Origin of the sequence: Paraburkholderia sp., assembly GCF_035948235.1 — a bacterium.
GTDB lineage: Bacteria > Pseudomonadota > Gammaproteobacteria > Burkholderiales > Burkholderiaceae > Paraburkholderia.
Map to the genome: position 1 here is coordinate 26778 of NZ_DASZJJ010000274.1, position 11910 is coordinate 38687.

Genomic DNA, 11910 nt, shown 5'->3' on the forward strand with positions numbered 1-11910 from the left:
GATGAGCCACGGTCAAGCCAACCATTTCGGCGACTGCAAAGAAAAAAGGCAGACCATGGTCTGCCTTTCTGGTCGCGCTCTCGCGCTGGCTTTAGTCGAAGCGTCCCGTGCGCGCCATTTCCATCAGACGCGCGATGCGCTCTTCCGTGGCCGGGTGCGTCGAGAACAGATTGGCGATCGCGCCCCCGCTAAGCGGATTCATGATCATCATCTGCGCGGTTGCCGGATGCTGCTCGGCGGCCGGGAACGGAATGCCCTGCGCGTAGCGATGGATCTTGTCTAGCGCCGACGCCAGCGCCTGCGGATCGCCGGAAATCTGCGCGCCGCCGCGATCGGCCTCGAATTCGCGCGCACGCGAAATCGCCATCTGGATCAGCGCGCCTGCGATCGGCGCGAGCAGTGCAACGGCGATACCGGCGATCGGGTTGGCGGGGCGGCCGTTTTCGTCGCGGCCGCCAAAGAACATCGCGAAGTTCGCGATCGCCGAAATCGCACCGGCCATGGTCGCCGAAATCGTCGAGATCAGGATGTCGCGATGCTTCACGTGCGCCAGTTCGTGAGCCATCACGCCGCGCATTTCGCGCTCGGAAAGCACGCGCAGAATACCCGTGGTCGCGGCTACCGCGGCGTGTTCGGGATTGCGGCCCGTGGCGAACGCGTTGGGCGCGTCTTCGTTGATCAGATAGACGCGCGGCATCGGAATGTTCGCGCGCGTGGCCAGTTCGCGAACCATGCGATAGAACTGCGGCGCGGTGGTCTCGTCCACTTCCTGCGCGTTGTACATGCGCAGGACCATCTTGTCCGAGAACCAGTACGAAAAGAAGTTCATGCCGAACGCGATCAGGAGCGCCAGCATCATGCCGCTGCGCCCGCCGATCATGCCGCCGATGACGATGAAAAGGGCCGTAATCGCGGCCATCAACATCGCGGTTTTGACCCAGTTGAACATGTTCCTTGCTCCTTCACCCTTCAATTAACGTATCGGTTATCGAATCGCCCGCTGCCTTAAAACCTGGCTTGACTTGCAGCGAGCGCATTGTAAGCGATTTGTTAGATATGGGCGGATTGGAAAAATTCAATCTCAGCGTGTGCTGGTCGCGAGTTTCACGCCCAGGCCCACGAACGCCGAACCGACGGTGCGATCGAGCCACTTCTTGATGCCAGGCTTGCCCGAGAAGCGCTGCGTGACGCTGCCCGCGATCCACGCGACAAAGCTGTTCCAGATCGTGCTCATCAGCACAAACACGGCGCCGAGCGCGAGGAAGGCCAGAATCTTGTGCGGGCTCGTCACGGTCACGAATTGCGGGAAGAACGAGACGAAGAACAGCACGACTTTGGGGTTCAGCACATTGGTCCAGAAGCCCGAGAGGAACAACTGGCGCAGCGGGCGCTTCTGGGCGGATGCGGCGGCATCGGTCGCGCTAGCGGGGGCCGCTTCGGTCTGCTTCGCGAAGATCAGGCGCACGCCCAGGTAGACGAGATAGCACGCGCCCACGAGCTTGATGACGGTGAACGCAGTCGCCGAGGCCGCCAGCAGCGCTGTCAGCCCGAACGCACAGGCGAGCGCATGCACGCAACACCCCGCCGAAATCCCCAGCGACGACACCAATCCGGCGCTACGCCCTTGCGCGACGCTGCGGCCGACGATGTAGGCCGTATCGGGGCCCGGCGTGAGATTCAGGAGGAAGACAGCGACGAGGAAGAAGCCGAAATGGGTAATGCCAAGCATGACGTTCTCTTACAAAGCGACTTGAAAAGCAGGGTCGAGCCGTCTGTTGCGGACGTCTCGATCAACTGGTCGATTCTAACGCGCGCCGCATGACGCGCGTTACTGGCCGCTTCGCTTGAAGAAAACGTGAGGCGGCGATCAGGCCGCAGGGGAATCGTTGAGCGCGAAGCGCTGGCCGGCCACCAGCGGCATGCCAGCAAGGAATTCGCGCGCGGGCAGACGCTTGCCGCCCGGCTTTTGTAGCTGCGTGAAGCGCAGCGCGCCCTCGCCGCATGCGACCACCACACCGGCCGGCGATACGTCGAGAATCTGGCCCGGCTGTGCATCAGCGGGCACATTGGCGTCCTGCGCCACTTCAGCGGCCCACAGCTTGATGAGCGCGCCGTCCAGCGTGGCCGCACCGCCCGGGAACGGATCGAACGCGCGAACCTGGCGCGCCAGCACATCGGCAGGACGGCGGAAATCGAGCGCGGCTTCCTGCTTGCCGATTTTTTCCGCGTAGGTCACGCCATCGGCGGGCTGCGGCGTGATCGGCAACTGGCCCGTGCGTTCGAGCTGCGTGAGCCAGTCCACCACGAGCTGCGCGCCCAGCGTCGCCAGGCGGTCGTGCAGCGTCGCGGTTGTGTCCGTCGCCGTGATGGGCGTGCGGATTTCCGAGATCATCGGCCCGGTGTCGAGGCCCGCGTCCATCTGCATCAGCGTGATGCCGGTCTCGCTGTCGCCGGCCTCGATCGCGCGATGGATCGGCGCGGCGCCGCGCCAGCGCGGCAGGATCGACGCGTGGATGTTGATGCAGCCCGACGGCGCAATGTCGAGCACTTCCTGCGGCAGGATCAGGCCATAGGCGGCCACCACCATGACGTCGTGCGGCGTCGCGTTGAGCAGGTCGAGCGCCGCGGCGGCCTCTTCGGGATACTTGCCGGCGCGGCGCAGCGACGTGGGCTGCGCGACCGGGATGCCGTGCTCTTCGGCGTAGCGTTTGACGGGGCTCGCCTGCAGTTTCATCCCGCGCCCGGCGGGACGGTCGGGCTGGGTCAGCACGAGCGGCACGGGAAAGCCCGCCTCGTGGATCGCGGCAAGCGCGGCGGCGGCAAATTCCGGCGTACCGGCAAAAATCACGCGAAGGGAATGGCTCATGGGCACGGACAGATCAGCAAACGTACAAGGTGAAGGCGTAGCGCCCGAGCTTACATCGCGCGTTCGAGCTTCTTCATCTTGCTCTTGATGCGCGTCTGCTTGAGCGACGACAGATATTCGACGAACACCTTGCCCATCAGGTGATCCATTTCGTGCTGGATGCACACGGCAAGCAGCCCTTCGCAATCCACTTCGTAGCTCTCGCCCTTCTCGTTGAGGGCGCGCACGCGCACTTTCTCCGCGCGCTCGACTTCGTCGTAGATGCCCGGCACGGAGAGGCAGCCCTCTTCGTGGATTTCGCGCTCTTTGCTCGACCAGACGATTTCCGGGTTGATGAAGACCTGGAGTTCGTCGTGCGCGTCGGACACGTCGATCACGACAACGCGCTCGTGCACGTCCACCTGGGTGGCCGCGAGGCCCACGCCGGGCGCCGCGTACATGGTTTCGGCCATGTCGGCGACGAGCTTGCGGATGCGGTCGTTGACGACCTCGACCGGCTTGGCGACCTTGTGCAGGCGCTTGTCCGGGTAATGAAGAATGTTCAGTAGAGCCATGGTTCGACAGGTTTCTGGTTGGGCGCCGCGGGGCGTGCGCTTTTACGTGCGCTCATTCGTGCACGCTTGCGCGCGCTGGCCGTTCGGCCAGCTGGTGAGACCCACGCGTAAAACAGAAGATATGCGGACGATATACGGACAAATCGACCGGAATCAACGCACCGGCGGCCACCTTGCACGCAATCGCTGTATGCGGCAACAGGGGCGAAAGCGGCGTCACGCGAGCCGTGTGACGTCACGCCGGCGGCCCGCCGTGACGATGCGTCACAGCGCCGCAAATGTATTTCGGATAGTGAAAATTTTAACACGACGGGCCAGGCTTCGCCCGTCAGCCGGAGTTTCGCCGATGCTCGCTGCCTTGCCGCTCCTGACCGATGAGCTTGCCGCCTGGTTGCGCCTCGCGAGCGCGCGCGGCCTGAAGCCGGCGGCGCTGCGTGCGCTGCTCGGCGCGTTCGGGTTGCCACAGCAGGTGCTGGCGCAACCATTCGACGCGCTTGCTGCGGTGTGCGGCAGTCAAGCCGCGCATGCCGTGCTCGCCCCACCGTCTGCCGATTTCCCGCAACAGCTGGCCGCCGTGCAGGCCTGGCGCGCGTTGCCAGGCAATGCGCTGGTGACGCTCGCCGATCCCGCCTATCCGCCGCGCCTCCTGACGATGCCCGATCCGCCGCCGCTGCTCTACGTGAAGGGGCGGCTTGATCGGCTGCATGCGCGAAGCGTCGCCGTGGTCGGCAGCCGCAGCGCCACGCCGCAGGCGCTGGAGGACGCGCAGCGTTTCGCGCGCACGCTTGCGGCGGCAGGGCTTGCGGTCGTGTCGGGGCTCGCGCTCGGCGTGGACGGCGCGGCCCACGAAGGCGCGCTGAGCGAACGCGGCGGCACCGTCGCGGTGATCGGCACCGGCGCCGATCTCGTCTATCCCGCCGCGCACCATCCGCTCGCCCGCCAGATCGCCGCCCAGGGCGCGATCGTCAGCGAATGGCCGCTCGGCACGCCCGCGCGCTCCGCCAATTTCCCGCAGCGCAACCGTGTGATCTCGGCGCTCGTGGAAGGCGTGATCGTGGTCGAGGCCGCCATGCGCTCGGGCTCGCTTATTACCGCGCGCCTCGCCAACGAAATGGGGCGCGACATATTCGCGTTGCCCGGATCGATCCATGCGCCGCTCTCGCGCGGCTGCCATCGGCTCATCAAGGAGGGCGCGCAACTGGTCGAAACCCCGGAAGAAGTGCTTGAAGCGCTGGGGGTCAAGCAGACGGTGCCATCCGCGCAAGCCGCTTCGCACGCACCGCGCACTGGTCCAGCGACACGCAGACGCAGCACGAAGGACGCGCAGACACGCCCACTGGAATTCACCACGCCCGCAAGCGCCGACTCGCCGCCACTCGATTCACAATCCGCAGCACTGCTTGCCGCTCTCGGCCACGCGCCCGCCACACTTGAAATCCTCGCGCAACGCACCGACATGGCCGAGGCGATGTTGCAGGCCACCTTGCTGCGGCTCGAACTGGCCGGCCACGTCAGCGCGCTGCCGGGCGGGCGCTTCATGCGGGCCTCCCACTGCTAGTGCGCCGCCGTGTTACATTCGCGCCACATGCATCATTGAGCAGCGCTGGCCGCCAATTTGCCAGCCGCGCACCACCGACTCTATATAGAAGAGACCGCAAGGAACGACCATGCCCGCGCTTGACCTCGACACCGACGCCGACCAGATCGCCGAGCGCATCAGCGACCGCGACACGCTGTTCGTCGCGTGCCTGTGCGCGCAGTGGTGCGGCACCTGTCGCGACTATCGGGCGACCTTCGACCGCATCGCCGATGCGCATCCGGAAATCTGCTTCGCCTATATCGACATCGAAACGCACGCAGACCGTTTCGACGACCTCGACGTCGAAAATTTCCCCACGATCCTGATCGAAGACAGCCACGCCACTCGCTTTTTTGGCACCGTGCTGCCGCATGGCGCCGTGGTCGAGCGCATGCTTGCGGACCTGACCGCGCTGCCGGGCGTGGCCGATGCGCCAAAGCTGCGCCCCGCGCTGATCGAAGCGTAAAAGCCGCACGAGCGCCGTCGCGCCAATACCGGAAGCCAGATCAAGGCGCGATGCGCGCGGCGAGGGCCGTCCCGCTTGCCCCACGGCGCGCCGCGCCTTTATTATTGGCGCCCTTACGATGGCGCCAAAAACGCCTCGCGGGCAGCCAGACCGATGACACGAAAATCGCCGCCCGCGCGCCATGTGCTATAAAGCGGTCGTTAACGAGGCGCCCAACGGCGCGCCGGCCACGCGGCCAATCCAGACGGCATAACCGCGGGGCGCCCACCCGGATACACCCACACACAACCAGTCATGTCCAAAGCTCTGATCATCGCCGAGAAGCCATCCGTCGCGAACGACATCGCGCGCGCTCTGGGCGGATTTACCAAGCATGACGAGTACTACGAAAGCGACGACTACGTGCTGTCGTCGGCGGTCGGCCACTTGCTGGAAATCGCCGCGCCCGAGGAGTACGAAGTCAAGCGAGGCAAATGGAGCTTCGCCAACCTGCCGGTGATTCCGCCCCACTTCGACCTGAATCCGATCGCCAAAAGCGAGTCGCGGCTAAAGGTGCTCACGAAGCTGCTCAAGCGCAAGGACGTCACGAAACTGATCAACGCCTGCGACGCGGGGCGCGAAGGCGAACTGATTTTCCGCCTGATCGCGCAGCACGCGAAGGCGAAGCAGCCGGTCCAGCGCCTGTGGCTGCAGTCGATGACGCAGCAGGCGATCCGCGACGGTTTCGCGAACCTGCGCAGCGACGACGACATGCTGCCGCTGGCCGACGCCGCACGCTGCCGCTCGGAAGCCGACTGGCTCGTGGGCATCAACGGCACGCGCGCCATGACGGCCTTCAACAGCAAGGGCGGCGGTTTCTTCCTGACCACGGTTGGTCGCGTTCAGACGCCAACGTTGTCGATCGTCGTCGAACGTGAAGAGAAAATTCGCCGTTTCGTGCCGCGCGATTATTGGGAAGTGCGCGCCGAATTCGTCTGCGCGGGCGGCTTCTACGAAGGCCGCTGGTACGACCCGAAATTCAAGAAGGACGAGCACGATCCGGAAAAGCGCGATTCGCGCCTCTGGAGCTTGCCGGCGGCCGAAACCATCGTCGCCGCCTGCCATGGCCGCGAAGGCACGGTCACGGAAGAATCGAAGCCGTCCACCCAGCTCTCGCCCGCGCTCTTCGACCTGACGAGCCTGCAGCGCGAGGCCAACGGCCGCTTCGGTTTTTCGGCGAAGAACACGCTGGGCCTCGCCCAGGCGCTGTACGAAAAGCACAAGGTGCTCACCTACCCGCGTACCGACGCGCGCGCGCTGCCTGAGGACTACATCGACACCGTCAAGGAGACGATGGCGATGCTCAAGGAGAGCAACAACTACCTGCCGTTTGCCAAGCAGGCGCTCGACAAGGGCTGGGTGAAGCCGAACAAGCGCATCTTCGATAACTCGAAGATCAGCGACCACTTTGCAATCATCCCGACGCTGCAGGCGCCGAAGAATCTGTCGGAGCCGGAGCAGAAGCTGTATGACCTCGTGGTCAAGCGCTTCCTCGCCGTGTTCTTCCCGGCCGCGGAATTCCGCGTCACCACGCGTATCACCGAAGTCTCCGGTCATCATTTCAAGACCGAAGGCAAGGTGATGGTCGAGCCGGGCTGGCTGCAGATCTACGGCCGCGACACCAGCGGCGACGACGCCAGCCTCGTGCCGGTGCAGAAGGACGAGAAGGTCAAGACCGACAAGATCGCCGCGCATCAACTGGTGACCAAGCCGCCTGCACGCTACAACGAAGCGACGCTGCTCTCGGCGATGGAAGGCGCGGGCAAGCTGGTCGACGACGAGGAACTGCGCGAGGCGATGGCCGCCAAGGGTCTGGGCACGCCGGCCACGCGCGCAGCCATCATCGAAGGCCTGCTCGGCGAAAAGTATCTGGTGCGCGAAGGCCGCGATCTGATTCCGACCGCCAAGGCGTTCCAGCTCATGACGCTGCTGCGCGGTCTGGGCGTGGAAGAACTCACCGCGCCTGAATTGACCGGCGAGTGGGAGTACAAGCTGTCGCAGATGGAGCGCGGCAGGCTGGCACGCGATGCGTTCATGCAGGAAATCGCCCGCATGACGCAGACCATCGTCAAGCGCGCGAAGGAATACGACTCCGACACGATCCCCGGCGACTACGCGACGCTGCAAACGCCGTGTCCGCATTGCGGCGGCCAGGTGAAGGAAAACTACCGCCGCTTCGCGTGTACGAAGTGCGAGTTCTCGATCTCGAAGATTCCGGGCGGACGCCAGTTCGAAATCCCCGAAGTCGAAGAGCTGTTGCAGAACAAGACGATCGGCCCGCTTTCGGGTTTCCGCAGCAAGATGGGCCGACCGTTCTCGGCGATTCTCAAGCTGTCGCTCGACGACGAGATCAAGAACTTCAAGCTGGAGTTCGATTTCGGCCAGGATTCCGGCACGGAAGACGGCGAAGCGCCGGACTTCTCGCAGCAGGAAGCCGTGGGTAGCTGCCCGAAGTGCAAGGGCCGCGTGTTCGAGCACGGCATGAGCTACGTCTGCGAAAACTCCGTGGCGAATCCCAAGACCTGCGATTTCCGCTCGGGCAAGGTGATTCTGCAGCAGGAAATCGCGCGCGAGCAGATGGCCAAGCTGCTGACCGAGGGCCGTACGGACCTGCTGACGAGCTTCAAGTCGTCGCGCACGGGCCGCAACTTCAAGGCGTTCCTGGTCAAGCAGCCGGACGGCAAGATCGGCTTCGAGTTCGAGAAGAAGGAGCCGAGCGCCAAGACTGCCGCTGCCAAAACGGCGAAGAAAACGGCCGCCAGCGCGGACGCAGACGAAGCCGCGAACGACGCGGGCAACGACGCCGCCGAAGCGAGCGCCAAACCGGCTCGCAAGACCGCTGCGAAGACAACGGCCGCCAAGGCCGCACCGGCGCGCAAGACCGCCGCTCGCAAGACGCCGGCACGCAAGACGGGGTCGTAAGGTCAGTCTGATGCGCGGCCCTTCGACGGGCCGCTCCCCGCTAGCGCATTAGTAAAAAGGCGCAGCTTCTTTCGAAGCTGCGCCTTTTTTTCGTCTGAACTTGTGCCTTGACGGCGCAAAGCCGCATTTACAGCGGAGAAATCGCCGAAGTCCGCGTGCGGCCCGTCGAAGCGCGAGCCGTTTTCGGCGCACGCTCGGCCTCCACGGTGCCACGGCTGGAGTCGAGCAGTTCCGAAACCGGCTCCGCGCCGTCGAACGCTTCGGGCACAACCGGGTGCGTGGCGCCGTTATGGGCGGCTGCCATGGCTTCGGCAGGACGCGCCTGACCGTCCTTGACCCATTGCTCGCCCAGCTGGCTGTTCGGCGTCTGGCTGAAGTGCTCGACGAGGTGGTCGATGAAGGTACGCACCTTGGCCGGCAAGTGGCGGCGGCTCGGATACGCGACGTTGATCTCGACCTGCGGCAGACGGTAATCGCCCAGCAGGCGCACCAGACGGCCACGCGTCATGTCGCGCCCGATCAGGTAGCTCGGCAGGATTGCGAGGCCCATCCCGAGCAGCGCGAACTGGCGCAGCATTTCGGTGTTGTTGGCAACGATCACATTGGTCGGGCGCACGCGGATTTCGCCATCCGGCCCCGTGAACACGCGCTCGTCACCCCAGTATTCCGAAGGCAGCGACAGCGACGGATGCTCCATCAGATGCTCGGGGCGGGTGGGCGTGCCGTGCTTTTCCAGATACGCAGGCGTCGCGCACACGGTCATGCAACCCGTCGTCAGGCGGCGCGTGACGATGCTCGCGCTGCGCATCTGGCGCGCGGTCACGACGCCCAGATCGAAGCCCTCTTCGACCAGATCGACCTGACGATCGACCAGCGTGACGTCGGGAATCACTTGCGGATAGCGCTGCGTGTAGGTTTGCAGCACGGGCGCGAGATTGTGCAAGCCGAATACCACCGGCGCGACGATGCGCAGCGTGCCTACGGGCTCGTGGTTACGCGCCACCACCATTTGCTCGACATCTTCGAGCTCGTCGAGGATTTGACGGGCGCGTTCGAGATAGACCTGACCGGATTCGGTGAGGGAGAGGCTGCGGGTCGTGCGGTTGAGCAAACGCGTGCCAAGCCGGCCTTCCAGGTCGGCGACGTGACGCGTTGCAACCGCATTGGAGATATCCATCGCCGAAGCGGCCCGGGCGAAACTGCCGAGGTCCGCCACTTTGACGAATACTCGCATCGACTGCAAATGATCCATGAGACAACTCCTGCGTGTTACTTGTCCGCCGAAAACCGGCGGAGGAAACCGGGAATTCTCCTACGACATCGGAATTCGTGCAGAAGTTGCCTCCATAGCCCGGAATTTCTTCGAAATTTTCGCTACTGTCACCGAATATGCCGTCGCAGCACGCTTATTGTTTCCCGTAACGAAACAATTTTGCGCAACGCAGCGAAACGTCGGGCTTTCCTGCGAACAGAAAACCCATCGGTTTCTGATAATTCTTTGCAAGCGTTGCGACCCTTAAATAAAAAAGGCCGCTTTAAAGGCGGCCCTTTATTCAAATAACGCTCAAAAACCAAAAATAGTTAGTTAGTGAGCGCTTACATTTGCATTATTCAAGGCATTAGAAACGGCTTTCCAACGCCGTGCGTGCGTCGCGCAATGCCTGCGGCAAGCCCTGCGCGAGCGTTTCGAACAATTCCGTGTGCAACGCGAGTTCCGCGCGCCAGGCATCGGCGTCGACGGAAATCACCTGCGCAAACTGCGCCGGCGTGAAATCCAGCCCGCGCCAGTCGAGGTCGTCGTAGCGCGGCGAGACACCGAATGCATGCCCCTCCCCTTCGGCCTGACCTTCGATGCGACGCACCATCCACTCCAGCACACGCATGTTTTCGCCGAAGCCCGGCCACACGAACTTGCCGTCCTCGCCCTTGCGGAACCAGTTCACGCAAAAGATGCGCGGCAGCGTCGCGCCCAGTTGCGTCAGGCGCTCGCCCACCTTGAGCCAGTGACCGAAGTAATCGGCCATGTTGTAGCCGCAGAACGGCAGCATCGCGAACGGATCACGACGCACCACGCCTTGCTGTCCGGCGGCGGCGGCCGTGGTTTCCGAACCCATCGTCGCAGCCATGTAGACGCCCTCGGTCCAGTCGCGCGCCTCGGTCACGAGCGGCACGGTGGTCGAGCGGCGGCCGCCGAACAGGAACGCGTCGATTGCGACGCCCTTGGGGTTCTCCCAGTCGGCGTCGATCGACGGACATTGAGAGGCCGGCGCCGTGAAACGCGCGTTCGGATGCGCAGCCTTACGACCGGTTTCCTTCGCGATTTCGGGCGTCCAGTCGTTGCCCTGCCAGTCGATCAGATGCGCGGGCGGCGTGTCGGTCATGCCCTCCCACCAGACGTCGCCGTCGTCGGTCAGCGCGACGTTGGTGAAGATCACGTTCTCCTTGAGCGTGGCCATCGCGTTGAAGTTGGTCTTCTCGCTCGTGCCCGGCGCGACGCCAAAGTAGCCCGCTTCCGGGTTGATGGCGTAGAGACGGCCATCGGCGCCCGGCTTGATCCAGGCAATATCGTCGCCGATCGTGCTGATTTCCCAGCCATTCATCGCGGCCGGCGGAATCAGCATGGCGAAGTTGGTCTTGCCACACGCCGACGGGAACGCCGCCGCGACGTGATACTTGCGGCCCTGCGGCGACTTCACGCCCAGAATCAGCATGTGCTCGGCGAGCCAGCCTTCGTCGCGACCCATCGTCGAGGCGATGCGCAGCGCGAAGCACTTCTTGCCGAGCAGCGCATTGCCGCCGTAGCCCGAGCCGTAGCTCCAGATTTCGCGCGTTTCCGGGAAATGAACGATGTACTTCGTCTTGTTGCACGGCCAGGCCACGTCCTGCGCATCGGCCGCCAGCGGTGCGCCCACACTATGCACGCAGGGCACGAACTCGCCGTCCTCGCCCAGCACGTCGTACACGGCGCGGCCCATGCGCGTCATGATGCGCATGTTCACGGCCACGTAGGGGCTATCGGAAAGTTCCACGCCGATGTGCGCGATCGGCGAACCGAGCGGCCCCATCGAAAATGGCACCACGTACATCGTGCGGCCGCGCATCGAACCGGCGAACAGGCCGTCGAGCGTCGCGCGCATTTCGGCCGGCGCCATCCAGTTGTTGGTTGGGCCCGCATCTTCCTTCTTCTGCGAGCAGATGAAGGTGCGATCCTCGACGCGCGCGACGTCCGAGGGATCGGAGCAGGCGAGATACGAATTCGGGCGCTTTTGCGCATTGAGGCGGCGCATCGTGCCGGCATCGACCATCTGCTGGCAAAGACGGTCGTATTCCTCCTGCGAGCCGTCGCACCAGACGATGCGTTCGGGTTGGGTGTGCGCGGCAACGCTTTGCACCCACTCCACCAGTTTTCGGTGGCGGACCCAGGCCGGCGCTTGCGCGGCGGCCTGTGCGGGGAAATCGGGATGGTTCATCGAAGTGTCTCCAA

At 64.2% G+C, this 11910-nt stretch carries 9 protein-coding genes; 3 read left to right on the forward strand and 6 right to left on the reverse strand.

The window, feature by feature from the left end; genetic code table 11:
- Window positions 1-91: 91 nt before the first annotated feature.
- From htpX to def, 4 genes are all read right to left on the reverse strand, one after another.
- Complete coding sequence (gene htpX / locus VG320_RS23895) at window positions 92-949, reverse strand: zinc metalloprotease HtpX (RefSeq protein ID WP_327202532.1); 858 nt, start codon at window positions 947-949, stop codon at window positions 92-94.
- A gap of 132 nt (window positions 950-1081) precedes the next feature.
- Window positions 1082-1729: a LysE family translocator gene (locus VG320_RS23900; protein WP_327202533.1), complete on the reverse strand. Its 648-nt coding sequence runs from the start codon at window positions 1727-1729 to the stop codon at window positions 1082-1084.
- Window positions 1730-1867: 138 nt separating this feature from the next.
- Complete coding sequence (gene fmt, locus VG320_RS23905) at window positions 1868-2866, reverse strand: methionyl-tRNA formyltransferase (RefSeq protein ID WP_327202534.1); 999 nt, start codon at window positions 2864-2866, stop codon at window positions 1868-1870.
- Window positions 2867-2916: 50 nt separating this feature from the next.
- Window positions 2917-3420 carry a peptide deformylase gene (def, locus tag VG320_RS23910; protein WP_327202535.1) on the reverse strand — a complete coding sequence of 168 codons (504 nt, stop codon included), beginning with the start codon at window positions 3418-3420 and terminating at the stop codon, window positions 2917-2919.
- Between the two features lie 346 nt (window positions 3421-3766).
- Here def and dprA point away from each other — a divergent pair, with 346 nt between their 5' ends.
- The 3 genes from dprA (at window position 3767) to VG320_RS23925 (ending at window position 8426) form a co-directional block, all read left to right on the forward strand.
- Window positions 3767-4978 (forward strand): DNA-processing protein DprA, encoded by a 1212-nt coding sequence (gene dprA, locus VG320_RS23915; RefSeq protein ID WP_327202536.1) that lies wholly within the window; start codon window positions 3767-3769, stop codon window positions 4976-4978.
- A 109-nt stretch (window positions 4979-5087) separates the two neighbouring features.
- Entirely contained in the window at window positions 5088-5465 is a 378-nt protein-coding gene (locus tag VG320_RS23920; RefSeq protein ID WP_327202537.1) for a thioredoxin family protein, read from the forward strand.
- A gap of 294 nt (window positions 5466-5759) precedes the next feature.
- A complete protein-coding gene (locus VG320_RS23925) occupies window positions 5760-8426 on the forward strand; it encodes a DNA topoisomerase III (RefSeq protein WP_327202538.1) in 2667 nt (888 codons plus the stop codon).
- 127 nt (window positions 8427-8553) lie between these two features.
- Here VG320_RS23925 and VG320_RS23930 read toward each other — a convergent pair whose 3' ends face one another.
- Window positions 8554-9678: a LysR family transcriptional regulator gene (locus VG320_RS23930; RefSeq protein ID WP_327202539.1), complete on the reverse strand. Its 1125-nt coding sequence runs from the start codon at window positions 9676-9678 to the stop codon at window positions 8554-8556.
- A gap of 367 nt (window positions 9679-10045) precedes the next feature.
- Window positions 10046-11896, reverse strand: coding sequence for a phosphoenolpyruvate carboxykinase (GTP) (locus tag VG320_RS23935; protein ID WP_327202541.1), 1851 nt, complete (start codon window positions 11894-11896; stop codon window positions 10046-10048).
- Window positions 11897-11910: the final 14 nt, after the last annotated feature.